Source organism: Candidatus Contendobacter odensis Run_B_J11, assembly GCF_000531125.1.
Lineage (GTDB): Bacteria > Pseudomonadota > Gammaproteobacteria > Competibacterales > Competibacteraceae > Contendibacter > Contendibacter odensensis.
Window position 1 is genome coordinate 84886 of record NZ_CBTK010000261.1, and the last position, 24284, is coordinate 109169.

The 24284-nt window shown below is 56.7% G+C and carries 22 protein-coding genes and 2 pseudogenes; 12 read left to right on the forward strand and 12 right to left on the reverse strand.

The genetic code is table 11. The features are described from left to right. Positions 1-18 precede the first annotated feature (18 nt). The 3 genes and pseudogenes from BN874_RS15615 to BN874_RS15625 all read right to left on the reverse strand — a co-directional run bounded on the left by BN874_RS15615 (position 19) and on the right by BN874_RS15625 (position 1955). Positions 19-625, reverse strand: a pseudogene (locus tag BN874_RS15615) (DUF924 family protein). Between the two features lie 23 nt (positions 626-648). Further along, positions 649-1134: a hypothetical protein gene (locus BN874_RS15620; RefSeq protein ID WP_051497921.1), complete on the reverse strand. Its 486-nt coding sequence runs from the start codon at positions 1132-1134 to the stop codon at positions 649-651. Continuing rightward, positions 1131-1955 (reverse strand): undecaprenyl-diphosphate phosphatase, encoded by an 825-nt coding sequence (locus BN874_RS15625; protein ID WP_034435120.1) that lies wholly within the window; start codon positions 1953-1955, stop codon positions 1131-1133. The genes BN874_RS15620 and BN874_RS15625 overlap by 4 nt, the downstream gene beginning before the upstream one ends. A 68-nt stretch (positions 1956-2023) precedes the next feature. Between BN874_RS15625 and BN874_RS25805 the strand changes: the two genes are divergently transcribed. After that, complete coding sequence (locus BN874_RS25805) at positions 2024-2659, forward strand: DUF4124 domain-containing protein (protein WP_034435121.1); 636 nt, start codon at positions 2024-2026, stop codon at positions 2657-2659. Positions 2660-2665: 6 nt separating this feature from the next. Here the strand turns inward: BN874_RS25805 and cobA are convergent. The 3 genes and pseudogenes from cobA to cbiB all read right to left on the reverse strand — a co-directional run. Then, positions 2666-3466: pseudogene (gene cobA, locus BN874_RS15635) on the reverse strand (uroporphyrinogen-III C-methyltransferase); the annotation flags it as partial. Positions 3467-3530: 64 nt separating this feature from the next. Next, complete coding sequence (gene cobD, locus BN874_RS15640; RefSeq protein ID WP_034435123.1) at positions 3531-4529, reverse strand: threonine-phosphate decarboxylase CobD; 999 nt, start codon at positions 4527-4529, stop codon at positions 3531-3533. Next, positions 4522-5445 (reverse strand): adenosylcobinamide-phosphate synthase CbiB, encoded by a 924-nt coding sequence (gene cbiB / locus BN874_RS15645; protein ID WP_034435124.1) that lies wholly within the window; start codon positions 5443-5445, stop codon positions 4522-4524. The genes cobD and cbiB overlap by 8 nt, the downstream gene beginning before the upstream one ends. 131 nt (positions 5446-5576) lie before the next feature. On the opposite strand from cbiB, the gene BN874_RS15650 reads away from it, so the two are divergent. Next, positions 5577-7034: a cobyric acid synthase gene (locus BN874_RS15650; protein ID WP_034435125.1), complete on the forward strand. Its 1458-nt coding sequence runs from the start codon at positions 5577-5579 to the stop codon at positions 7032-7034. Positions 7035-7055: 21 nt separating this feature from the next. Here the strand turns inward: BN874_RS15650 and BN874_RS15655 are convergent, their stop codons facing one another. From BN874_RS15655 to BN874_RS15675, 6 genes are all read right to left on the reverse strand, one after another. Further along, positions 7056-10208, reverse strand: coding sequence for a type ISP restriction/modification enzyme (locus BN874_RS15655; protein WP_230314459.1), 3153 nt, complete (start codon positions 10206-10208; stop codon positions 7056-7058). Further along, positions 10205-10807, reverse strand: a complete 603-nt coding sequence (gene cobO / locus BN874_RS15660) for a cob(I)yrinic acid a,c-diamide adenosyltransferase (RefSeq protein ID WP_034435126.1) — start codon at positions 10805-10807, stop codon at positions 10205-10207. Before cobO ends, BN874_RS15655 begins: the two co-directional genes overlap by 4 nt. 92 nt (positions 10808-10899) lie before the next feature. After that, positions 10900-11559 (reverse strand): pyridoxal 5'-phosphate synthase glutaminase subunit PdxT, encoded by a 660-nt coding sequence (gene pdxT / locus BN874_RS15665; RefSeq protein ID WP_034435127.1) that lies wholly within the window; start codon positions 11557-11559, stop codon positions 10900-10902. Continuing rightward, positions 11559-12440 (reverse strand): pyridoxal 5'-phosphate synthase lyase subunit PdxS, encoded by an 882-nt coding sequence (gene pdxS / locus BN874_RS15670; RefSeq protein ID WP_034435129.1) that lies wholly within the window; start codon positions 12438-12440, stop codon positions 11559-11561. Before pdxS ends, pdxT begins: the two co-directional genes overlap by 1 nt. Before the next feature lie 178 nt (positions 12441-12618). Further along, complete coding sequence (locus BN874_RS24680; RefSeq protein ID WP_154724967.1) at positions 12619-12807, reverse strand: hypothetical protein; 189 nt, start codon at positions 12805-12807, stop codon at positions 12619-12621. 499 nt (positions 12808-13306) lie between these two features. Continuing rightward, the gene (locus BN874_RS15675; protein WP_051497923.1) at positions 13307-13828 is read right to left on the reverse strand and encodes a Uma2 family endonuclease; all 522 of its coding nucleotides are present in this window, start codon (positions 13826-13828) and stop codon (positions 13307-13309) included. 227 nt (positions 13829-14055) lie between these two features. Between BN874_RS15675 and pdxA the strand changes: the two genes are divergently transcribed. The 10 genes from pdxA (at position 14056) to BN874_RS15720 (ending at position 24281) form a co-directional block, all read left to right on the forward strand. Continuing rightward, entirely contained in the window at positions 14056-15084 is a 1029-nt protein-coding gene (gene pdxA, locus BN874_RS15680) for a 4-hydroxythreonine-4-phosphate dehydrogenase PdxA (RefSeq protein WP_034435131.1), read from the forward strand. A 577-nt stretch (positions 15085-15661) separates the two neighbouring features. Beyond that, a complete protein-coding gene (locus tag BN874_RS15685; protein ID WP_154724968.1) occupies positions 15662-16048 on the forward strand; it encodes a hypothetical protein in 387 nt (128 codons plus the stop codon). Then, positions 16045-16485 carry a zinc-ribbon domain containing protein gene (locus tag BN874_RS15690; RefSeq protein ID WP_081756437.1) on the forward strand — a complete coding sequence of 147 codons (441 nt, stop codon included), beginning with the start codon at positions 16045-16047 and terminating at the stop codon, positions 16483-16485. The genes BN874_RS15685 and BN874_RS15690 overlap by 4 nt, the downstream gene beginning before the upstream one ends. Before the next feature lie 10 nt (positions 16486-16495). After that, entirely contained in the window at positions 16496-16702 is a 207-nt protein-coding gene (locus BN874_RS24685; protein ID WP_154724969.1) for a hypothetical protein, read from the forward strand. An 827-nt stretch (positions 16703-17529) separates the two neighbouring features. Further along, entirely contained in the window at positions 17530-18657 is a 1128-nt protein-coding gene (gene csm6, locus BN874_RS15695; protein ID WP_034435133.1) for a CRISPR-associated ring nuclease Csm6, read from the forward strand. 44 nt (positions 18658-18701) lie between these two features. Then, on the forward strand, positions 18702-19865 hold the full coding sequence (gene csx2, locus BN874_RS15700) for a TIGR02221 family CRISPR-associated protein (RefSeq protein WP_034435134.1): 1164 nt from the start codon (positions 18702-18704) through the stop codon (positions 19863-19865). Positions 19866-19867: 2 nt separating this feature from the next. Continuing rightward, a complete protein-coding gene (gene csx16 / locus BN874_RS15705; RefSeq protein ID WP_420886141.1) occupies positions 19868-20176 on the forward strand; it encodes a CRISPR-associated protein Csx16 in 309 nt (102 codons plus the stop codon). Between the two features lie 99 nt (positions 20177-20275). Then, a complete protein-coding gene (gene cmr1, locus BN874_RS15710; protein WP_034435135.1) occupies positions 20276-21262 on the forward strand; it encodes a type III-B CRISPR module RAMP protein Cmr1 in 987 nt (328 codons plus the stop codon). Beyond that, entirely contained in the window at positions 21259-23172 is a 1914-nt protein-coding gene (cas10, locus tag BN874_RS15715; RefSeq protein WP_034435136.1) for a type III-B CRISPR-associated protein Cas10/Cmr2, read from the forward strand. Before cmr1 ends, cas10 begins: the two co-directional genes overlap by 4 nt. Next, positions 23172-24281, forward strand: a complete 1110-nt coding sequence (locus BN874_RS15720; RefSeq protein ID WP_034435138.1) for a type III-B CRISPR module-associated Cmr3 family protein — start codon at positions 23172-23174, stop codon at positions 24279-24281. The genes cas10 and BN874_RS15720 overlap by 1 nt, the downstream gene beginning before the upstream one ends. Positions 24282-24284 lie beyond the last annotated feature (3 nt).

A 24284-nucleotide genomic window follows, 5' to 3' on the forward strand; every position in this document is an offset into this window, starting at 1 on the left:
AAGGTAGATCAAGATATTTCAGAGAAACGAACTACCCGGCTCTTTCAGAAATGCCAGCTCCTCTAGCGTACTATCCCGGCCCAGGATGACGTTCAAATCCGGGAAGCGCCCAAAGCGGGCGATCACCTCGTGGTGGCGGCGGGCATAATCCAGAAATCCTTCGCAATCTTCCGTAAGCATTGTTGGTGCTTCGTCGCGTAGTTGAGTAAAGGCGGCCACGCTCTGCTCCTGCACCGCCAAATCTTCAGCGTGTTCCAACGGCAAATAGAAGAACAACCGCTGAATCGGCCACAGCTCCCGATCATGGCCTTGCACCATGCCCGCCAGGGTCAGTGCTTGTGCTCGATGATCCTGCGCGAACGCTGCCGCTGTACCTCGGTGAATGTGGGTGGCGAGGCACCTGATCGAGCAGCAGAATCAGCGCCAGTCGCCCCTGAGCAGTTTCTGCCCAACCGTCCAGTTCTCCAGCGACTGCCTGCCGCCACCCCTTACCAAAACGCTCGCGGATTATTTGGTCATAGGCACGACCGTTTTGAAACCACAAGTCATAACGGTCGCGGTTGAAAGCCTCCGGTCCCGTCAGCGGGCCAAACCAGAAGTCAAGAAGCGTCTTTTGCATCTGCATAGCCCTCGTTAATCATCATGCGTTTAATCATCATGCGTTAACAGTTCACCAACCCGGACTTGTGTCATCAATGCGAATGCCCGCAGCAACGCATTGACCAGTGGCGGTTTACGCAGAATCTGCCGGTGGTCGCCTTTCCAGACTTGCAGGCGCTGGGTACCCACCGCCACCAGCAGATTCGACAAATTGAAACCCTGACCGAGCCACTGTGCCCAATCGGACGGTGCTGCCCGTAAATCCCAATTCAGTTCGCAGTCATCATAATGATTCGCCTGTTTAGCGATACCATGTGCCACCCGCAAAATCCCGTGCGGCTTGCGCTGATCCAGAAAACCATAGCCGATCACCGCATTAAACCGTTGCCGGATCAATTCCCTGACCATCGCCTGCTCCGCGTTCCACAACCGGGCGTATTCATGCATCCACGCCTCGGAAAACACCTGCATGGTTATATCTTTCTCAAGCGGTTCTTTCACGGCAACCAGCCGGCAACTCTCGATCCTGCTCATCCGCCTTTGCCTACCCAAGGGTGATAGTGGAAATACAGCAGCAGCAAGCCGCCAAACACAATCCGGTACCAGGCAAAGGGTGCGAAACTGTGCTTGCCGACATAGGCCAGCAGGAAACGCACTACCACCAGCCCCCCCAGAAACGCCGCCATAAAGCCGACTGCGAACATCGGCACATCCGCCAAATTCAGGTTATGCCATTCTTTATAAAGACTGTAAAAGGTCGCGGCGAACATGGTTGGAATCGCCAGAAAGAACGAAAACTCGGTAGCCGCGAACCGCGACATTCCGCCCACCATCCCGCCCATAATGGTCGCGCCCGACCGCGACACCCCCGGAAATAAGGCCAGACTCTGCGCGATCCCCACCAGCAGTGCATCCTTCCAGCGCATCTCCTCCATCGCCTGCACCCGCCCCGTCCGCGCATAGCGTTCGATCAGCAGAATCGCGAAACCGCCCAGCACCAGTGCCCCGGCCACGCTCACCGGGTTGAACAGATAATGAGTGATAGTCTTGTGCAGCAACAAACCCAGTACCGCCGCCGGTACGAACGCGATGGCCAGATTGATCACCAGTCGCTGCACCTTACGATCCCAGTCTACGTTCAGCGCAATATCGAGCAACCGTTCACGGTAAATCCACACCACCGCCAAAATCGCTCCGAGTTGAATGAAAATCTCGAACGCCTCCGCCCGCGATCCGGTGAAATCCAGAAAATCCCCTACAATGATCAAATGACCGGTACTGGAGATGGGCAGAAACTCCGAGGCCGCTTCCACCAGCCCCAGGAGCAGCGCCTTGAGAATCAACAGAATGTCCAAAGAAACTCCTTCAGATCGTGGCCTAAACAAAGTTTGCGATTCTAGCAGTCCGGTTATAGAGGCTCATCATGAAATTCAAACCGCTGACTTCCCTGATCCTCGCCGCCGCGCTATTCCCGATATTGGACGACGCCGCAGAAGCTCAGCAGATTTACAAATGGACCGACGCCAGCGGTCAGGTGCATTACAGCGAAAAAAAACCCGATGACGCAGCCCAAGTGCAGACGCTTGACATTGCCCCACCACCGCCCCCAGCTCCTTCCAGCGTCGATTCCGCTGCCGAAATCGCCCGCATCAACGCCTTGTCCGATCAAATGGCTCGTGAACGTCAAGCGACGGAACAGGCTCGCCAGGAGCAGGCGACCCGCAACTTGGAACAGGAAAATCAGCAGTTGCAAAATGACCTGCTGAACCAGCAGTTGCAACAACAAAAGCAGCAACAGGAAGACAACAGTAATAGCGTGATCATCGGTTATCCGCCGCCCTACCCCAATCCGTATCCATTCTACCCGCTCTACCCGCCCTACCCGCCAAGGCCGCCTTATCCGCCGCATCTTGGGCCACCGTGCCAACCGTGGCCCGAATGTCGCCAGCCCAGGCCACCCGTGCGCCCGCCGGTGCCGCTGGCCAAGCCCAACCCGCCCTTCAAACCAGCGCCAGCCGGCATCGCGCCGGCATCGCCAGGTGTATTCCGGGACCGTTGAGCGGCGCTAACCGACCGCAATCCCGACCTGCAACGCCGGTTGCGCTTGAACGGCGCCAGTCGGTTGAAACCAGGCCAACTGCGAGTGCAATTTCACCACTTCGCCGACGATGAGCAACGCCGGCGGGCGGATTTCGGTGTTCTGAATCACAGTGGGCAACGTCGCCAGCGTGGCGCAATACACCCGCTGCTGAGGCGTAGTCCCCTGCTCGATCAAGGCCACCGGCCTATCAGCGGCCATCCCGTGTTCGCGCAGCTTTTCGCAGATAGGACGAGCGCTCTTCAGCCCCATGTAAAACACCACCGTCTGATGCGGTTGCACCAGTGCCGGCCAGTTCAAATCCAGCGCGCCATCCCGGAGATGGCCGGTCACAAACACGCAGGACTGCGCATAATCACGATGGGTCAGCGGAATACCGGCGTAAGCGGCGCAACCGGCAGCGGCAGTAACACCCGGTACCACCTGAAAGGGAATGCCCGCCGCCATCAGGGTCTCAATCTCTTCACCGCCTCGCCCGAAAATGAACGGGTCGCCTCCCTTGAGTCGCAACACCTTCTTGCCCTGCATAGCCAAATTTACCAGCAACTGGTTGATATCGTGTTGCGGTAGCGTATGGCGATCCGGTTCCTTGCCGACAAAAATGCGTCCAACCCGGGTCTCCAGCACCTCCAGAATCGCTGGTGCAATCAACCGGTCGTACACGGCCACGTCGGCCTGTTTCATCAGCCGCACCGCCTTCAAGGTCAGCAGTTCGGGGTCACCGGGACCGGCCCCCACCAGATAAACTTCGCCGACTGAAGATTGCGTCGGGCTTGGATCGAACGGTTCCACGATCATATTCTGTCCGTTATGGTGAAAAACGAATTGCAGCTCAGCACAACCGCTCGGCGCGTACTCCAGCTAACGCCATTTCCAGCCGTCGCCACGCTGGCTCCGATCCGGGCAAGCCGAAGCGCAGTCCCGGCGGGTCGGCAAAGCGGCGAACCAGAATGCCACGCCGCGCCAAAGCGTCCTGCCAGAATTCCGCATCCGCCGTCGGCACCCACTGAAACAGGGCTGTGCCATCAGCCACGGGCAACCGCTGTCGCTTCAGCAGCTCCGCCAATCGCCCACTGAGTCGGCCGAGTCCAGCCCGCATTTTTTCCTGCCCGTCGCTATCAACCAGCGCTTGCGTCGCCACCCACCGGCTGGGACCGCTCAGTGACCACGGTCCTAACTGCTCCTGCAATGATTCCAGCACTGCCGGTTCTGCCAGTACAAAGCCCACCCGCACCCCGGCCAGCCCGAAAAACTTGCCCAGCGAACGTAATACGATTAATCCCGGCGAACCGGTGTAACCTGCCAGACTTTCCGCCGGGGTTGCGTCCATGAAGGCTTCATCTACTATCAGCCACCCCCCTCGCGCGGCCAGTCGCGCCCGCCAATCCAGCAGCAGATTGAGCGGAAAACGCGCGGCGGTGGGATTATTGGGGTGAACCAGCGCCAGCACGTCCAGCCGATCTATTGCCGCGTTTAATGCCTCAACCGGCAATAATTCGACTCGATGTCCGTTCCGCTGCCAGGCGTAGGCATGTTCGGCATAACTGGGATTCAACACCCCGACCCGGCCAGGTTTGCGTAATAGTGGCAATGCCTGAATCGCCGCCTGTGAACCGGCGACCGGCAACAGGTGCGGCGTTCCGTAATAGGCTGCTGCCGCCGTTTCCAGCCCATCGTCTGGTTCCGGCAAGCGTTGCCAGACCGCAGGCGGAATCATTGGCGGCACCGGCCAGCCATTGGGATTGATCCCCGTAGATAAATCCAGCCAGTTATCGAGTGGAAGGCCATAGTGCGCCACCGCAGCGCGGAGTGCGCCGCCATGCTCAAGCAAGCGCCAGCCCTCCCACCAGGATCGCCGCCAGCCACAACCACAATGCCCGCCGCACCAGCGCCACCGCCCGGCCGATATCCTCGGCGCGTGGGGCTAGACCTTCGCCCAGCGCTGGACGCGATTGCCATTCGCCGTGATACCGGGCCGGCCCGCCTAACGCTAAACCCAGCGCCCCGGCACCCGCCGCCATCACCGGGCCGGCATTGGGACTTTTCCAGCCCGGCGCCTGCTCTTGCCAGCAGCGCCATGCCAAAGCCGGTTGTCGCCCCGCCAGCGCATAACTCAACGCGGTCAGCCGCGCCGGCAGCCAGTTCAGCGCATCATCCAGCCGCGCCGCCGCCCAGCCGAAGTGCAAATAATGCGGAGTGCGATAGCCCCATAGGGCGTCCAGGGTATTCGCCAGCCGGTATCCCACTACCCCCGCCGCACCCGCCAGCACGAACCAGAACAGCGCGCCAAAAATCGCGTCACAACCATTCTCCAGCACCGATTCCACCGTGGCCCGGCTGATGCCCTCTTCGTCGAGATCGTCGGTATCGCGGCTGACGATCATTGCCAGTTTCTGTCGTGCCAGTGGCAGATCGCCCGCTTGTAGCGCTGCCATCACCGCCTCGGCATGTTGGGCCAGACTGTGGGCGCCAATCGCCAGATACAACAGGCCCAGCGCCACGGCTAACCCGATCAGTGGAATTTTTATCAATAGCCAGGTCGTAACGATGAACGGCACTAGCAACACAATCACGGCACCGATGCCATGTTCACGCCGTGCCTTGGCACTGAGTTCTGGAGGACCGTAAGCCAGTGCCTCGACCCGTTGTGCCAGCCCACCGAAACCCACCAGCGGATGCCAGCGACGCGGCTCACCTAAATAGTGATCCAGCAGCGCGGCCCCAATGCACAGCAGTGCGGTCAGCATAAAACACCCCTCGCCCATAGGTGGAAGAGGGGCTGGGAGTGAGGGTTATTTCTCAATTGCATCGTGTTTTCCGAAATTTACCAAGGTGTTTAGTGTAGCCAAAAACCAACTGTTTCAGTCAAAATCTCGTTATGAATACTAAAACTCTGATGATTCAAGGCACCACCTCTGACGCCGGTAAGAGCGCTATAGTCGCTGGTCTGTGCCGGCTGCTGGCGCGGCACGGTGTTCGCGTGGCGCCATTCAAGCCACAGAATATGGCTCTGAACAGCGCCGTCACCGTGGACGGCGGCGAAATTGGCCGCGCTCAGGCGGTGCAAGCGCAAGCCGCTTTTCTGGAACCGCACACCGATATGAACCCAGTGCTGCTCAAGCCCAATACTGACATCGGCGCACAAGTCATCATCCACGGTCGGGTGCTGGCCAATATGGACGCCCGCTGTTATCACGACTACAAGCCGACCGCGATGCGGGCGGTGTTGGAATCGTATCAACGGCTGTGCGCCGCCTATGATGTGGTGCTGGTGGAAGGCGCGGGCAGTCCGGCGGAAATCAATTTGCGCGATAAGGACATCGCTAACATGGGTTTTGCCGAGGCAGTGGATTGTCCGGTATGGCTGGTGAGCGATATTGATCGCGGCGGCGTGTTCGCTCATCTTTATGGCACGTTGGCGCTGCTGTCGCCCAGTGAGCAGGCGCGAATTACTGGCTTGATCATTAATCGGTTCCGGGGCGATGTGAACCTGCTGACGCCAGGATTGGATTGGCTGACCGGCGAAACTGGCAAACCGGTGCTGGGCGTGCTGCCTTATCTGCAAGGGTTGCATCTGGAGGCCGAGGATTCTCTGCCGCGCGAGTCCGGCGTGGTCAAGGATGTTGAGCGGTTGCGCGTCGCGGCGCCGGTGCTGGCGCGAATGAGCAACCACACCGATTTCGATCCGTTGCGGCTGCATCCGCAGGTGGAAGTGTGCTGGGTGCGGCCCGGTGAATTGATTCCATCCGTCGATCTGATCATCCTGCCTGGCAGTAAAAGCACTCGCGGCGACTTGCAACGGTTGCGCGAGCAGGGTTGGGATGCGGCCATTCATCGGCATTTGCGCTACGGCGGCAAGCTGATCGGCATTTGCGGCGGCTTTCAAATGCTGGGGCGCTGGATCCACGATCCGGCAGGGTTGGAAGGCGAACCGGGCAGCAGTCCGGGATTGGGACTGCTGGATTTTGAGACGACGCTGGAACCGGAAAAGCAGTTGCGACGGGTCGATGGTCGTTTGATGCTGTCCGATGCGTTGATCACGGGTTATGAAATTCATGTGGGCGTTAGCACCGGACCGGCGTTGGCAAAACCGGTAGTTCAGTTAAGCGATGGTCGCTGGGATGGTGCCGTGTCGGATGACGGTCAAATTTTCGGTACTTATTTGCATGGACTGTTTGACGCGGCTTCGGCTCGTGATGCGTTATTGCATTGGGCGGGATTGGCGGTCAGGGAAACGCCGGATTATCGGCAACAACGAGAAGATGGTATAAACAGGCTGGCGGATGCGATTGAAGCGCATTTGAATTTAAGTTCCCTGGAAATGTGGTTAACCTAATAAGCCGCCTTCCTTAACCCGCTACCGAATCGGCCATTCCGTAATCGCTTCATCGATTTTCTGCTGAATTTGCAGAGTACGCTGGATCGCGGCGGAAATCCTTAGATAGTGAGTCAGATCATCAAAGCGGAGTACGCACCCTTTGCGGTCTTTTAACCACTTGGACACAACTTGATAGCCGCCGATATGAAAATTCCACACCTCTGGGGGAATGCCTTGGAAATACTGCAAGGCATTGATCCAGACTCGGCCTGGCGTATCGTTGTTGGGTTCAGAGTAGCGAACGGCATCAATTCGGTTTGTGCCAGCAACCGGATAACTGGCAATAGCGGGAGCATCGCGTTCCATCAGATGCAGGGCCGTCAGTTCCGCGCCGAGGATGCATAATGTCTGGAATAACGCTCGATCCGAAGTTAGAGGAAGGCGTGGGAAATCCATTTTGAGAAAGGCGGCGTAGCGGCTGCGGTAAGCAGGAGAATGGAAGATAGCGTAAGCGTAGTTAAAGACATCTTTGGGACCGATTGTCGTTTCCAGATCGCCTCGACCATCAGGAATGAAAATAAGATTTAGAATCTTTTCTAAATTAGCCATGAATCTAGGAGTAAAATTGCATGTCTTACCTGTAATATCATAAAGGTATAGTGGAAAGAGCGTATTAATATCGTAAGCTGCACACGATTTATGACCACATACGCTTTTCGTTACCAAACAATCCCATTCGTCTTTTGTTGTACGAGTTGCAATAAGTCCAATATTTTTATCCTTTAACATATGCTGCATTACTTCCGGGCGCGGCATACAAATAAATCCCCGCGTTTTCCCGGTATAATAGGTATAACGCACATCGAAAGGTCGATAGAGAATCGGTTTTATATAATCCTTGGACAACCCTTTGCCGGATTTTAAATCGTTCTGCGCCAGACTGACCTTCCAATCCCGCGCATCCTTACCCAAGCTATATTTATCTCGCGCCTCCTCTGAAGGCAGGGAAGAAAAGTTCTGAACCGTTTCCCATATTTCCTCTTTGCTCCAATGAATCGTCAAATCGTCGCGGGCGGTCACGATGCCGACGCTGTTAACCGGCATGATTTCGTTGATTTTCCAGCCGGATTCATACTCACCCAGCAAATCCACATTCTGCGGCGCAAACAGATAATAAGGCGCTTGTGGTTCAATGCGTCGCCATTCCGTGCTTTCAACCTCGTTTTCCAAAAGCTGCCGATATTTTCCCTCCCGTTCGCCCCATAATTCCGCATGATGCACCTGGCATTTGGCCCTCGCCTCCAACGCTTCCCCCACCAGGAGAGGCGAGCGAACAAACAGCCCAATGGCCACACCCTGCTGAATATCAAACACATTTTCATCCTTTCCGCCATCCGGCGCTTTCTCCTTCTTCTTGCTGTTGCCGTGCAAATCCAGCAGATACATCTGGTCGAAAGTCTGCATCAGGCTTTGCCGCATTCCCCGGAACGTCGGATTATCGAGATAGCCATGATTAGTGATCAACGCCAGAATCCCGTAACCGGTGCGCTCGATTCGCCATTGTGCAAAGCGAATGAATTTGACGTAATCATCGTTCAACCATTTGGGATTGCGCTCTTTGAGGGGTTCCCCGTCCACCATAAAATAACTGCCGGTTTTTTTATTACTCAACCCATCCAGTCCACGCAATAAACCGGCGATCCATTCACCCTGATTAGCGGAATGCCCGGAATAAGGCGGATTACCCAGCACCACCATAATCGGCGCGTTCTGCTTGGCGTGAGCGGCATTACGCGCTTCCTTGACCAGCCATTCGCCAAACAGCGGCAGATGAGTTAATTCCCGAACTTGTTCCAAGGTGTTGGTCAGATACACCCGCAAGCGATCCTCGCTGGCGAAGTCATAACCGGTTTCCCGCAACAGCAGGCCAAGTTTCAAATGTGCAACAGTGTACGGCGCCATCAACAACTCGAAGCCGTACAGACGCGGCAACAGATGCTCGCGCACATAATCCGACCATAAACCCTGATTACCGGCGAATGTAGCGTGGATATGCGCAATCACCTCGTATAGAAACGTGCCGGTACCAGTGGCTGGATCGAGAATCTGCACTCGATGGGCCTGTATCTCTTTTTCACCCTCGGTAAGGGTCATTTTTCCGGCGTCGGCTAAACCCAGCGGCAACTGAAAAACCCGCTTTAACAGCGCATCCACGCTGCGCACCAGATACGACACCACCGGCTCCGGGGTGTAATACACGCCCCGGGTTTCCCGCAATGCGGGATCATACGCTGTCAAAAAGGTTTCATAGAAATGAACCACCGGATCTTCCCGGCGGGTGCGTTGACCGAAATCCTGCAAGATCGCCGCAATGTCTGCACGCGCCAGCAATTCCGCGACCTCATCCACTGCCCAGGCAATGTCCTCATTCAACTCCGGTCCAGCAATATGATTGAACAGAGTGCGTAGAAAGGGATGGGTTTTCGGCAGATCATAAGCGGCGTGCTGGCGGGTGAAATGCGTTCCCGATTTAGCGTGGCAGCGGGCGGTAAACAGGCCGTAACAAAGCGTCTGTGCGTACAGATCACTAAATTGCTCTACCGTCAAATTTGGCAATAAAACTTCCTGAATCGCCTGCATTTGACCCTGTAATGAACCTTCGGCGGCTTCCTCGGCTAATGCCCGCTGAATCAAGCCGCGCAATAATCGCGCCCGCGCCGCCAATCGCAACGCCAAATCGCGCGGCGTGTTAATCAGCGGGGCGTCGGCGTTCAGAAATTGCGTGAATAACTCGGCAACGGATTCGGCAGCGGTTGCAATCCATTTCAGCGGCAACCGCGCCGCCAATCGCTGTTCTCCAGCGACATACCAGCGAAACTCCAGATAATCCGTGAGTAACAGATTACCCAGGCTGGCCCGATAACGCTGTAATTGCTCGCTCTTCTCTACTGCATCCAGATCAGCCCCAACATCCTTGGCCTCGATATAACCCAGCGGCAAATCACCTTTGATGATGATATAATCCGGCGCGCCACAGGCAATCCGTTTCGGCTCATTAGTGGCGATGATCGTGCTATCCAGCGCTTCCAATAAGGTCTTTAACGCTGGACGATGGGTGTGTTCAGTCGCGTTGCCAGCTTTCAGCGCAGCAGCCACCTGATCCAGATAAGTGCGAAAGGGCTGAATATTCAAAACTCAATGCCTTTTTGTGCTTTTACGCCCTGTTCCCGATAAGGATGCTTAATGACACGGATTTCACTGACCAAATCGGCCTGCGTCACCAACGCCTGCGGGGCATTGCGCCCGGTGACCACGATATGCAATTCCGCCCGCCGCGCCGAAAAAGCAGCCAGCACCCGCGTCAAGTCGAGATAGCCGTATTTCAAAACGAGATTAAGTTCATCCAGAATCACCAATGCATAGCGGGGATCGCGAATCATCCGCTCGGCTTCGGCCCACGCCCGTTCCGCCGTGGCGATATCCTGTTCCCGGTTCTGGGTCAACCAGGTGAAACCATCGCCGATGACCTGGAAATCCACGTTCTCGAAGCCGCTGAACACCGCTCGCTCGGCGCTGTCCTGCCCGCCTTTAATGAACTGCACGATGCCAACCCGCATGCCGTGGCCAATAGCGCGTAACGCCATTCCCAATGCCGCAGTCGTCTTACCCTTACCGGGGCCGGTAAAGACGATCAATAAGCCTTTCTCGCCAGTAGCGCGAGCCTGTTTGTGCTCGTAGCCAGCCTTGCGACGCGCAATCAGGCGAGCATGATTTGGATCATCAGTGGGCATGGCAGAAGGGGTTTCCATCGTATGCAAACGGGAAAAGGTGGCAAAACCACCCTCACCCCAACCCTCTCCCAGTGGGAGAGGGAGTATCTTTTTCAAACGTGGTAGCTGAAGCGGGTCCAGCTTTGCGGGGTCCAGTCAGGATCAAGGGCGGCGTCATCCGTCTCCGCCACCTTGAGGCCACACTTGCGGGCGAAATAACGATGAAACGCCAGACTGGGCGTCAATTCCGGGTGAAACACCGTAACCAGGATTTGATCATCTTCCGCCGCCGCGATGTAATCATCCAGTTGCAGCAATATCCGCACCCCGGGTCCGGCTTGCACGATCTTGGGCGCGCGAATGAAAGTCAACGGAATCGGCTCGCGGGCTACGGCTGGCGCCAGCGCGTCACGGTTGAAGCTGTCCAACTGGCTGCCGAACGCATTGCGATTAACCGCAATGTCCATCAGTCCCAGAAACGGCATCTCGCCGACATTCTCCCGTGCCAGCAGAATCGCCCCGGCGCAGGTGCCCCACAGTTTCAGGCCGTTGCCATACCCCTGCCGGATCGCATCATCCAGGCCGAAAATAGTCAGCAACCGCGACAGACAGGTGCTTTCGCCGCCGGGAATGATCAATCCCGCCAAACCGTCCAGTTCAGCGGCGCGCTTGACCGGTCGGGCCGCAACCCCAATTCGCCGCAAGTGATCGAGGTGCTCCTGCACTCCGCCCTGCAAATCCAGGACGCCGATAGCGCCGGCGGCTGCGTTCATTACCAGCCTCGTCCTGCCAGCCGTTCTGCACTCGGCATATTCGCCACGTCCAGCCCCGGCATTGGCTCGCCCAGGTCCATCGAGACTTCCAGCAGCTTCGCGGGATCATCGTGATAAGCGGTCGCTTTGACAATCGCGCGGGCATAGCGGGCCGGGTCGCTGGACTTGAAAATGCCGGAACCGACGAATACGCCATCGCAGCCCAGTTGCATCATCAGCGCGGCGTCGGCAGGGGTCGCAATCCCGCCCGCAGCAAAATTGACCACCGGCAACCGACCCAGCTTCTTAACCTCCAGCGCCAGTTCATAAGGAATGCCATTGATCTTGGCGAAGTTCATGATCTCCTCAACCGGCATGGTCGCCAGTTGGCGAATCTCGCGGTTCATGGTGCGCATGTGCCGCACCGCCTCGACCACGTTGCCGGTGCCGGCCTCGCCCTTGGTGCGAATCATCGCCGCGCCCTCAGCGATCCGTCGTACCGCCTCGCCCAGATTGCGCGCCCCACACACAAAGGGAATTTCAAACCGGCTCTTGTCAATGTGGCACTCTTCGTCGGCAGGGGTTAGCACTTCGCTTTCGTCGATATAGTCAATCTTGAGGGCTTGCAAAATTTGTGCTTCGACGAAATGACCGATGCGCGCCTTGGCCATGACCGGGATGGTAACGGCGGCCTTGATCGCCTTGATCAGACCTGGATCGGACATCCGCGCCACCCCGCCCTGCTTGCGAATGTCGGCGGGCACTCGCTCCAGCGCCATCACCGCCACCGCGCCCGCTTCCTGGGCGATTTGAGCCTGTTCGACGTTGACCACGTCCATGATGACGCCGCCCTTGAGCATCTGCGCCAGTTGCGTGTTCAGGAGATAACGATTTTCTGTCATGCGGGTACTCATTCATAATGAAGAAAGGGCTGTGGTGAAAGACGCGCCGCCCGGAACCACAGTTTACGAAAGCCGCAGATTATATCACCGTCGGTTTTAACGCCTATGGCTTGAGAGCTGTCTGTATCCTGCTCGACTGGGATGCGGAGCGACGGCAACGGCTGAATCTGCTGCGCGGTTAGGGCGTGGAGACGGTGGCGCTGGTCATCGGTTCGCCGAGTCCATCGTCGGAAGCGGGCATCCGATTGCACGCTATCGCTTTCCTGAACGGGTTATGGTGGCGTCCGGCCACGAAATCCTCCCGCCGCATTAGCGGGGGGGTATTGGGCGCACCGCCCGGTGCGCCCAACTCATTACCCTCGCTCAATATTTACCACTTCCCGGCGACCGGCAAATCACCGGCTTGACCAAAGCTGCCGAACAGGCATTTATCTTGCCCGCCGTCCTGGTAACTGGCGGCGATGGCGGCACCTGAAAAGTAGGCAGCGACCGTTTGATCGCTTGCGCCGGTGTTCAGCGCGCAGACGCTATTCTCTGACCGGCGCAGCTCCCCAGCCAGTCAACAAACGGTTACTCGTCACCGTGCCGAAACCACTACCGGGTTACTCGTCACCGTGCCGAAACCACTACCGGGCTTGGCCGCTTGGCCATGTTCAGATTGGAAGCCGCTGCAAAACGGCCCAACAGTAGAGTAATCAAAAAAAAAATAATAAATAATATCAATAAGTTATTTGCGTATGGAGGGGTGAAATATCTCGGCTGCGAATACAGGCGGGACTCGTTCAGTTTAGCGATCTATCCCCATCTGGGCGAATGGTCCTCGACGACCCGGAATCCCTATTGAGCCTCAGCAAGCAGCGCACCATTCAGGGCAGAATGTCTTCCAGCGGGATCGCCAGTTCAGGAAAGGCCAGCGGCGATAACACGTTCGGCGTCGTCACCTGTTGATAAAGGTTTCCTTCCGGCTGCCGATGCACTTCCGCCACGCGGGCATTCAGATCGATCAACCAGACTTCCGGGACACCCTGTTGCGCATACAGCGGCAGCTTGCGGGTGCGATCATGGTTCACCGAGCTATCGGCCACTTCGATCAACAGCAACACATCGGCCGGTTCGGGGAGACGATGACGATAGTTCGCCATTTTCAACACCATCACATCTGGCTCCGGTTCGGAATCAGGCAGAGACAGTGGACCCTGACAGACAACAAACGCTTTATCCCTTAACTGAACAGCAAACAAATTAGTCAGTTGGGCCACAGTCCAAAAATGGGCGGTACCTATCGGGGCCATATCAAACAGTTCTCCTTCAATCAATTCCATGCGGGCCTCCAGAAAAATGGACCCCATCTGGTGATATTCTTCTGGCGTAATCCTGTGCGGCGTCATGATCTTAACCTCTCCGGTTGTGCGTCGAACTTCCACTATATGGATTCCAAAACGCCATCTGTCAATAATCGGACTGTCTTCGCGGTACCCATGGCGCTGACTCTGGAAAGAGCGCTTTCTGACGCTGGTGTTTTGATCCCTTCGAGCTGTCCAAGCAGGCACAGCAGGGCTTATCGAAAGCAGTGACGGCGTGGCTGACGAAAGTGAAATAATAACGAGGTGATGAGATGAGCAGCGAAATCGAAGCGAACAGAAGCATCATCGGCATTCCACTCGGCGACATCGCTGGCATCGGCCCGGAAATCGTGGTCATGGCGCTGGCGCAACCGAACGTTTACCAAACCGCGAAACCGCTGGTCATTGGCGAAGCGGGGGCATTGCGGCGAGCGTTACGGATTACTGGCCTGAATCTGGAGCTTCGGATTCTTGTCGATCCTGCTCAAGGTCAGTACCAACATGGCGCTATAGACCTCATCGATCTCGCCAATGTGGACGCCGATCAAGTGGCGTTCGGCCAAGTGCAGGCAACGGCCGGTCGTGCCGCCTATGAGTTCATCGAGAATGCAGTGGAGCGATGCCAAGCCGGCCAGATTGACGCGCTGGCGACGACACCAATTAACAAGGAAGCGTTCAAAGCCGCTGGCGTCCATGACATCGGCCATACCGAACTGCTGGGTCGGCTGACCGGAACCGCCGATCCGCTGACGATGTTCCAAGTGTTCAACCTGAAAGTGTTTTTTCTGAGTCGGCATGTTTCGCTGGCGGGTGCAATCCGGTTGGTTACCCGGCAACGGGTGCTGGATTATCTGCAACGCTGCGCCGAAGCATTGGAAACCTTGGGCATTCCTCAGCCGCGTTTGGCGGTGGCGGGACTGAACCCACATGGCGGTGAACACGGGCTGTTTGGCGCTGAGGAAGGGCGAGAATTGGAACCGGCGATTGCCGACGCCTGCGCTTTGGGTATTAACGTCACCGGCCCTATTGCCGCTGATTCGGTGTTTCATCTCGCCCTTCAGGGCAGTTTCGACGCGGTGCTGTCGCTGTACCACGACCAAGGGCATATTGCGACCAAAATGGTGGATTTCCAGCGTACCATCGCGATCACCCTCGGCCTGCCCTTCATCCGCACCTCAGTGGACCACGGCACTGCCTTTGACTTGGCGGGTAAAGGGGTGGCTAATCCGTTGAGTATGGTAGAAGCAGTTCGACTGGCGGCGATTTATGCACCTGTTTACCAGCAGAACCGGGTGGATTAAATCCAGCTTACTTGAATATTACTAATGGGGTCTCAATGACTATTTCAAACCAATATTGTTGGTCCTGTAAATTTTCCTGTGATGGCGAGGGTTGGTAGCGTCAGGCTAGGGTGTTGACTGAATCCAACTCATTGATTTCAATAGGTGATGTTTATTTTATCTGTCTGTCCCACAGTTCCGATCACAGGAAAATTTACAGGAGGCATTATTTGCAACTGTGATGGGGCAATAATTCGGACAGTTTCAGTTCTCCAGGCGTCTGGGCGAAACCCCGATGAGTTCACGAAACCCCTTGAAAAACCACAGCGTCGATCCTTGATGAAAATTTAATTAAAATCAACAAGTTATCTTATCAGGACTTTCGCTAAACTCGTAAATTCGTCATACCCGCGAAAGCGGGTATCCAAGTTTTTCAGCGGCTGACTGGATTCCCGCCTACGCGGGAATGACGGAAAGTGAAAGTCCTGTTTATCCAAGTCCAGTCAATCCCTGAGTTGAATTTAATTTAGCCTATGAAAGCTAACTGGTTGATGGTAATCGCCAAAACTGTCCGAACCATTGTTAAAGCATCGGTGCTATGAACAGGATGACAGGGATTTTACTGGGTCTTGTTGCTCTCCTGAGCATCGCCAGCGCTCAAACGGTGAATGAGTCCCCACCTAGCCGTTGTCAATCGAAAGAAGACCTCGCCGAGCCTTTTACTCCGGTGGAATTCAAGGTGGTCGGTCAAGGCCGGTTGTATTTCTATTCGGCTCCGTTTCCAGAATGCAAAACGGCTCTTTTCATCATTCCGAATGACTACGGCTATAGCCAAGCACTGCATGAAGGTTGGGCATCGATCACTTACTTTTCTCAGGGCGATGTCATTAGCGGCTGGGTTGAGGCGAAACGCTTGGAAATGACCGATCCGCGTGTAGCGCGTGGCGAGATCGACGCTCCGCCTAAAGCCGCATTGGCGCCATGAAAAGCAACAAGCAACGCCGTCAGGAGATTAAAGCCCAGCGGCTGCGGCGTATCGTTAAGAAAACTCGCGCAGTCAACGCCCGTCCGGTGGATCGACCGATTGGCACCGTTGCGGTCACACCGCTATTGCTGCGGCACAACAACAGCTACGGTATCCCCGATTTTGTCCAGCGCGGCTATTACCAGGATCGGCCTTTCCGGTGCAAGGATTGCGGCGTTGAAGAAATCTGGACGGCGGCACAACAGCAATGGTGGTATGAAGAGGCGCAGGGCGACGTGTGGACAGTGGCGGTGCGGTGTCGAATTTGTCGCCAGCACGAACGCGAGCGGAAAGCCGAAGCCCGGCGCGTTCATCGGGAGGGGCTGGCGATGAAGCAAGGACGCCTATCCAATCATACCGATGATCAACGCCATGCCACATCCGATCAGAATCAGTAATGCTATGCCGATGAGTACCTGCCAACGGTTGGGTCGTCGCGAATGGCTGTTTCCGGGCTGCCAATCTGGCATCACCCACATCGAGTACAGCCCACCCATCCAGACCAGTCCCGCGAATCCCAGCATTACCTTCGCCGCCCATGCGGGCAGCACACTCCAAAGCAACGCTGTAGCAATACTCACGGCCATCATGAGCAACGGCACTTCGAGTAAGTAGCCTCGCTGATAGCACCGCACATGACCGATGAGGGACATATTCAGTGATCTCCAGTAGGGGAGATTTGAAGTCCAGCTCTGTACCGTTGGACTTCAAACCTCATCCACAGACGCTTTTTCAATTTGAAGCGCCGCGCATGAAATAGCATTTCAAATTGAAACAGCACCCCGTCGTTAATGAATAGACCCGCAACGCTAACTCATTCACCAGCAACAACTTCTGCATCTGGTACAAAGATGGCACGGTCAATGCTTGGATTTAGCATCTTTTTATCGATAACGGAAACGCCAAAATGTACCGGACTACTTTTTCGGCCATATCGCCTGCGGTCACACCCAGATTAACTACTTTTTCGGCCATATCGCCTGCGGTCACACCCAGATTATTATCCGTTCCAGCCCGGCAAATGCGCTCTCCGAACCCGCTACCATCGATCAGCAGCGCACCAAGAGAAAAACTATAACAATTCTGTTGCTCTGAGTCATGCCAACCTTCCCGGTTTTGCCTCTGGCCCGTTATCGCCTGACCTTTCGCGTCGTCACTGCCCTGCGGTTGCCGTCTTATACCGGATCTGCCCGGCGGGGGGGCCTTCGGCCATGCGCTCAAACCGATGAAAAACAGCGGGTCTCGCAGGATCAGGAACCGTTCTAGCCGTACCTCTGGCTCGGCCAGTGGACGCACGCCGGCAAAGGCGCGGTGATGGGTTTGGGGCGCTACCAGATCGCCCCCCCGGTAAATGATGGCGACAAGCTTGCCGAGCCGGTCTTTGAGTTTCAGCGGGTTTATCTTAGTTGCATTGGCACTAGGCTGAATAAAAAAGGCTCCCTGTGAATCCGGAAAACTACCCCCGTCGCATCCTGTTATGTGTCGCTGGTCTGTCGCCGCAAATCGTCACTGAAACGCTGTACGCCCTGACGGTCATCGGCGAGCCACGCTTCGTTCCCACCGAAATTCACCTGCTAACCACTGCCGAGGGCGCGGAACGGGCGCGCTTGACCTTGTTGAGCGATGAACCTGGCTGGTTGCAGCGCCTGCGCCAGGACCACGGCCTGCCCGAAATTCGTTTCACCCTCGACACGATTCATATTCTTCGCGCCGCTGACGGTCGTTTGCTGAACGACATCCGCGACGTGGCGGATAACGAAGCGATTGCCGACACCATTACCGCCATGGTGCGTGAATTAACTGCTGATCCTGATAGTGCCGTTCATGCGTCTATAGCGGGCGGGCGCAAGACCATGGGTTTCTATCTGGGCTACGCACTGTCACTGTTGGGTCGCCCGCAGGACCGCTTGTCGCATGTACTGGTATCCAGCCGCTACGAATCCAATCCAGATTTCTTCTATCCGACGCCCCAGGAACGGGTGATCTACACCGCCGACAAGCAACCGCTCGACGCCAGCGCCGCTACGGTGGTGTTGGCCGACATTCCGTTTGTGCGTCTGCGTGATGGGTTACAGGAAGCGTTGCTGACTCCCGGTGCCAGTTTCAGCGCGGTGGTGGCGCAGGCGCAGCGCAATCTGGCCGCGCCTCGTCTGACGCTTGATTTCGTGAACTGTCGGGTGCGCTGTGGTGAAACCGAACTGACTCTGCCGCCTGTGAATTTTGCCTGCTATGCCTGGTTGGCGCGGCGAGCGTTGGCTGGTCAGCCAGGGATATGTCGTAACCGCATTAGCGCCGCTGAGACTGCTGAATTTCTGGCCGAATACCAAGCGCTGCATGGCGAGCTGGATCAAGATATCGACCGAGTGCGGTTGGCGCTTAACAGCGGGATGGAACCGGATTATTTCGATGGACGCTTGGCGGGTGTCCGCAAGGTGCTGGTTCGGGCATTGGGCAAAACCGGGGCGCAGCCTTATCTGATTCACAGCGATAAGAAGCGTCCCCTTTCGCGCTACACCTTGATGCTGGAACCAGGACAGATCCGGTTTGAAGCCATCGTTGATACTCAATGAAGACTTTGAAATAACTCTAAATTTTTTATTAGGAGGCCACTGCCATGCACGTTTTAATTTCCTTTCTCGGTCGCGTACCCAAAGGTATCAGCGGCTACCGACCGACTTGCTACAGCTTCAATGGCGCGCCCGATGAGCCGACCGCCTTCATTGGATGGAGTCTGCACCGGCGGCTTACCCCCGACCGGCTGGTCATTCTCGGCACTGCGGGTAGCATGTGGGATCACCTGTTTGAAAAGGACATCGCTTTTGGAGCAGAAGCAGAAGATGAACGGCTGGCGCTACAGGAAGCGACTGAGGCCAAGACGGTAACGGCGGCGTTGCTCGAACCGTTGGCCCCGCTACTTGCGCAGCGGCTGGGCTGCGAAGTGCGATTGGTGTTGATTCCCTACTGCCATGACGAAGCGGAACAAATGAATTTGCTGACCATCATGGCGGCGCAAGTAGAGCCGGGCAGCCGAGTCAGTCTTGATGTGACGCATGGTTTTCGGCATTTGCCGATGCTGGCGATGTTGAGCGCCATGCATCTGCGCGTGGTGCGCAACGCGCAGATTGAGGGCATCTACTATGGTGCCTATGAGCCTGATACCGGTGCCGCTCCGGTCATTGACCTGAGCGGATTGCTGCGCATTGCGGATTGGATTAGCGCACTAAATACCTATGACAAGGATGGTGACTATGGCGTGTTTGCCGAATTGCTCGGTCCAGCCGGTGCGCAATTGGCGAAAGCCGCCTTTTTTGAGCGCACCAGTAATCCGGTCAAGGCTCGCGAGGCGCTGACCTCCTGGATCAACCGAGAGGATCGCTATCCAGACCATGACCCAGCGGCCCCACTCTTCCGCGATCAACTGGAACAGCGGGTACGCTGGTTTCGTCTTTCCAATCGGCCTGCCTGGGAGAAAACCCTGGCTTGGGAGTATCTGGAACGGGGCGATTATGTGCGTGCGGCCATCTATGGCTTAGAGGCGGTGATCTCACAAGAGGCCATCAAGCGGGGGCGAGATGTGGGTGATTTTGACTGCCGTGATGAGTTGCGTAATGAATTGAAGGATACGCGGGAGGGTTTCAAAACTCTGGGACGGTTGCGCAACGCATTTGCTCATGGAGTGCGTCCTTTCAACCGCGATACGGAGCGCGCCATCAGTGATCCCACTCATCTGCGCAATACGATGAAAAGTCTTTTTACTCAATTACTCGGCTCCCAGTAAAGATGATGACCACCTATTTTGTAACCCGCCACCCTGGCGCATTGGATTGGGCGGCTGAGGAAGATCTCGCCGTTGATGTGATGCTGGCCCATCTCGATCCTGAAACGATCCAGCCTGGCGACACCGTGATCGGGACGTTGCCGATTCACTTGGCGGCGCAGGTTTGCCAACGCGGTGGGCGCTATCTGCATCTGAGCTTGGAAGTGCCGCCTGAACAACGCGGTCGGGAGTTGACCGCCGCCGATCTACACCAATTCGGCGCACGCCTGGAAGCGTATCGGGTGATTCCCGATGCCGCGCCACTGGGTTAGCCGCCGCTCGATCAAATGACTTCAGCGCTTCCCGCCACCCTTTCCTATTCAACGAGGGGGAAAGAAAGCGGATGTCATCTCTAACTCATAAGGATTGCTATGACTGTTTTGACTGCAACGTACCGCATCGTGACCCCGATGTTTATCGGGAATGCGGAGCAAAAAGCCGATAGCGTGCGCCCGCCTTCGATCAAGGGCGCGCTGCGCTTCTGGTGGCGGGCGCTGAACTGGGGAAAATCCCTGAGCGAAGCGGGTACCACAACAGAAGCACTCAAAAGGCTCTATCGGGAAGAGCGGCGCCTATTTGGCACTGCCGCCGTAGTCGAAGATGACCGTTCGCTCGGTCAAGGCGTTTTTCTGCTCCGGGTCAGCCAGCAACCCCGCATCACGCTCGAAACCGTTTGGCCGCAAAACAATACCGGCAGTGGTTATCTGGGTTATGGACTGATGGCGACTCATGATCAGTTGCACCGCGAAGGCTTGAAGGAAGGCGCGGATTTCCGCCTCGAACTGCGTTTCAAACCGGGAACACCGTCAGCGGATGTTGATGTCCTCATCGAAACCTTGCGAGCGTGGAGCCTGTTCGGCGGCTTGGGCAGCCGGGCGCGGCGCGGTTTCGGCTCGATAACGCTGCTGGAATTGAACGGTCAGGATGCACAGATCGATCAGTCCGCTTATGAAGCGGCGGCGCGGCGGATCCTGAGCGATGCGGTTGAGGTTAAAGCCTTTCCGCCCTACACCGCTTTCAATGGACATGCCCGGTTCGGCATTGTGGCAACCGGTCGTGAGGCGCGTGAAACCCATAATCAGGCCGGTCTGGCATATAAAAATCATCGCGGCCAGTCCAGCGCGTTACGAGGAGACGTCAAGATTCCTTTCGGATTGCCGTTGCAAGGCGTTGACCCGGACCATCGCCGCGCCAGTCCGTTGTTGTTCCATGTTCATGCCCTGTGCGATAACCGCTTCGCCGCTGCCGTGTTGTATCTGCCAGCGGCATTTCATCATGAACCGCGTTATCAACCCGCAGATCTGGCGGGGTTTTACCGTAATGTCGCTGGTTTTGTCCCAGCGGAGGCCCACTCATGACCGACCGCACCTTTCATTTCACCTTGGGTCCGGTACAGGGCTTTGTCGCTCAGGCTCGCCGCACCCGCGATTTCTGGGCTGGTTCCTTCCTGCTGTCGTGGCTGGCTGGCGCGGCGATGCAAACCGTGATCGCCCAAAAGGGAACCATCGTATTTCCCACCGCTGATGAGGACTATCTCGGCTGGCTGCACAGCAAAAGGGGCGGCAAACCGCCGCGTCAGGGTGGCATTCCCAACCGCTTCAAAGCGACGGTCGGCGAACACTTTCAGCCGGTCTTGATTGAGCAGGCAGTGCGCGACGCTTGGCGAGCCGTTGCAGAAATGGTCTGGCGAAAAGACTTAGCGCGGCATTGCCAGCGTTATCCCGATAGTCGGGTGATTTGGGATCGGCAAATCCACGGTTTCTGGGAAATCGCTTGGGCGCTGGGCGACGATGATTCACTGCTGGATCGGCGCAAGAACTGGCGTACTCAGCTTGCGCCTGATGAGGCCGGGATCAAATGTTCAGTAATGGCCGGCTGGCAGGAATTGTCCGGGTTGCTCGCCCCTGATACCAAGGCGCTGAAAAGTGTACTGGAAGCCTTCTGGCAACCGATACGCGAGCAGTGCGGACGTGATCTGGCCGATGACGAGACCCTGTGTGCCATCGCTTTCGTCAAGCGCCGCTTTCCCCATTATTTCGAGCAGGTGCGAGTGGAGAAAATGCCGGGCGACTGGACGCTGCACGGCTGGACAGTCAAGCCGCAAACGCCCTCGACTCTTGATCTGGCGGCGGCCAACTGGCTGGCGCGGGTGGTTCGAGAAGGGTCGGAAACGGTGCTGGATCGTCTGCACGATGCCGCCGATGCCCTGTTTGCACCGAGTGATTGTGGCGTTCATCGCTTGCGTTGCGTCAAGGATGCCTATCGGGCGCGGGGTTTGACCCACCTCAACAGTAGCGCCTTATTCGGCCATGTACTCGATAACAAGAAGGAATGTCCTGATCAGGCCACAGCACGGGCGATGAAGCAGGCGATCAAGGCGCTGAATCTGAAAGAACCGCCCTCACCGTTCTACGCCATTCTGCTGATGGACGGCGACCGTCTCGGCGAACTACTGCGGAAATCAGGCTCGGCGGTTTCCAAAGCGCTGGATCGCTTTACCGGGAAGGTTCCCCACATTGTTGACCGGCACAACGGTTTTCTAATCTATGCCGGTGGCGATGATGTATTGGCGCTATTGCCGCTGGAAGATGCCTTGCAATGCGCGGCGGTCGTTCGCCAGTGCTATCTCGACGCTTTCGCTGCACAAAACTTGGAATCTACGATCTCGGCGGCGGTGGAATACGCCCATGTCAAGATGCCGCTGACCCGGATTCTGGGCGATTCTCATAAGTTGCTGGATGAGGTTGCCAAGGAGCAACGCGGGCGCGATGCCCTTGCGGTGCGGGTGTGGAAACCCGGCGGTCAGGCGCTGGAGTGGGCGATGCCGTGGGCGCGGGTATTTGATCAGGATGGAAAGCTGGCAATCGAGCAACTGGCGATGCAATTTACCCGCGACGATACCGCCGTCACGGACAAGGAAGACGACCGTTTCAGCAGCAAGTTCTTCTACAAAATCCGCGAGCATTTCGACTTGCTCAATCCGCTACGCTCCAAGCCAGGTCAGGCCGAAGAAGCAGTCATTTTCGATGACAACGATGCCTTGTCACTGCTGGCGGTGGATTACCTGGCCTCTGGGATTGACAAGGGTCGGCCTGACAAGCTCAAGATCAAAGATGCCGAACGCATCATTCAACCCCTGTTGGAACAGTGTCGCCCAGTGGTGCGCCATAAAAACGACAGCACAGTGAGTTTCTCCACCAGCAAGCGTCTGGAAGCGGACGGCGCGTTATTGGTGCGGTTCCTGGCGCATAAGGGAGTGGAACGATAATGAGCGACAAAAAGCAATGGCGGTTCGAGCCGCTGGATAGCTGGTTCTTCCGTGAAGCACGGGCCTTCGGCACCAGCGGCAATAACGAACTCAGCAGCCTGTTTCCGCCGTCAGCACGCACTGTAGCCGGCGCGGTGCGCACCCTGATCGGCGAAACACAGGGCGTGGATTGGCAACAGTTCGCTCAAGATGGTGAGTATGCCGACCTCAAACGCTGGATCGGCTTCGGCGACGATCTCGGCACATTAAAAATCACCGGCCCCTATCCGTTGTGGAAGGGAGAGCGGCTGTATCCCGCGCCGCTGCATCTGCTGGGGAAAGGAGAGAAATACGTTTTCCTGAAACCCGGCGAGCCGGTGGAGTGCGATCTTGGCAAAGTCCGGCTGCCGCAACTGGCAATAGTGCTGCCCGGCGCGAAACCGCTGGAAAGCGTCTGGCTGGACGGTGCCGATTTGAAACGAGTGCTGTGCAGCGAAAATCCCAAAACAGTGTATCGCTCCAGCGATTTGTACGACGTTGAACCCCGGCTGGGCATTGCTCGCAACAATGCCCAACGCACCGCCGCCGATGGCCTGCTTTACCAGACGCGCCATCTTCGCCCCCGCCCGGAACTGAGCATCGGCGTCACTGTGAGCAGCATTCCATCCGAGTTGCACCCGGCCCACGGCATCACCCGCTTCGGCGGCGAAGGTCGAGCCAGCTCAGTGACTATCGGCGAAGCAGCGCTATTACCCGCTGCCTCAAAACAGCAAAGCCAAAATCTATTGCTGATGCTGCTGACTCACGCTGATTTCGGCGATCAGCGCTGGTTGCCTGCGGAGTTCAAGTCGAGCGAGCAAAACGGCATTCGGGTCTGGTGCGGGCAACTGCATGGCGTTGATCTGATTCTGCACAGCGCAGTGTTGGGCAAGGCGGCGCGGGAAGGCGGCTGGGATTTGCTGAATCAGAAACCACGCCCGGTTAAAAGCCAGATTCCCGCCGGCAGCGTGTATTTCTGCACCGTGACCGGCGATCCCAAAGCTGCTGTTGATGCGCTGCACGGTCAGCACATCGGCAACGAAACCGCGCTGGGCCGTGGGCAATTGGCGGTCGGTTTTTGGAAATTCTGAGCA

What these genes read in the sequence shown, in the direction of transcription:
- BN874_RS15620 (WP_051497921.1), bottom strand. Translation starts at nt 1,134, where the DNA reads ATGAGCAGGATCGAGAGTTGCCGGCTGGTTGCCGTGAAAGAACCGCTT.
- BN874_RS25805 (WP_034435121.1), top strand. Translation starts at nt 2,024, where the DNA reads ATGAAATTCAAACCGCTGACTTCCCTGATCCTCGCCGCCGCGCTATTC.
- cbiB (WP_034435124.1), bottom strand. Translation starts at nt 5,445, where the DNA reads ATGCTGACCGCACTGCTGTGCATTGGGGCCGCGCTGCTGGATCACTAT.
- BN874_RS15650 (WP_034435125.1), top strand. Translation starts at nt 5,577, where the DNA reads ATGAATACTAAAACTCTGATGATTCAAGGCACCACCTCTGACGCCGGT.
- cobO (WP_034435126.1), bottom strand. Translation starts at nt 10,807, where the DNA reads ATGCCCACTGATGATCCAAATCATGCTCGCCTGATTGCGCGTCGCAAG.
- pdxT (WP_034435127.1), bottom strand. Translation starts at nt 11,559, where the DNA reads ATGAACGCAGCCGCCGGCGCTATCGGCGTCCTGGATTTGCAGGGCGGA.
- pdxS (WP_034435129.1), bottom strand. Translation starts at nt 12,440, where the DNA reads ATGACAGAAAATCGTTATCTCCTGAACACGCAACTGGCGCAGATGCTC.
- BN874_RS15675 (WP_051497923.1), bottom strand. Translation starts at nt 13,828, where the DNA reads ATGACGCCGCACAGGATTACGCCAGAAGAATATCACCAGATGGGGTCC.
- pdxA (WP_034435131.1), top strand. Translation starts at nt 14,056, where the DNA reads ATGAGCAGCGAAATCGAAGCGAACAGAAGCATCATCGGCATTCCACTC.
- BN874_RS15685 (WP_154724968.1), top strand. Translation starts at nt 15,662, where the DNA reads ATGAACAGGATGACAGGGATTTTACTGGGTCTTGTTGCTCTCCTGAGC.
- BN874_RS15690 (WP_081756437.1), top strand. Translation starts at nt 16,045, where the DNA reads ATGAAAAGCAACAAGCAACGCCGTCAGGAGATTAAAGCCCAGCGGCTG.
- BN874_RS24685 (WP_154724969.1), top strand. Translation starts at nt 16,496, where the DNA reads ATGAGTACCTGCCAACGGTTGGGTCGTCGCGAATGGCTGTTTCCGGGC.
- csx2 (WP_034435134.1), top strand. Translation starts at nt 18,702, where the DNA reads ATGCACGTTTTAATTTCCTTTCTCGGTCGCGTACCCAAAGGTATCAGC.
- csx16 (WP_420886141.1), top strand. Translation starts at nt 19,868, where the DNA reads ATGATGACCACCTATTTTGTAACCCGCCACCCTGGCGCATTGGATTGG.
- cmr1 (WP_034435135.1), top strand. Translation starts at nt 20,276, where the DNA reads ATGACTGTTTTGACTGCAACGTACCGCATCGTGACCCCGATGTTTATC.
- cas10 (WP_034435136.1), top strand. Translation starts at nt 21,259, where the DNA reads ATGACCGACCGCACCTTTCATTTCACCTTGGGTCCGGTACAGGGCTTT.
- BN874_RS15720 (WP_034435138.1), top strand. Translation starts at nt 23,172, where the DNA reads ATGAGCGACAAAAAGCAATGGCGGTTCGAGCCGCTGGATAGCTGGTTC.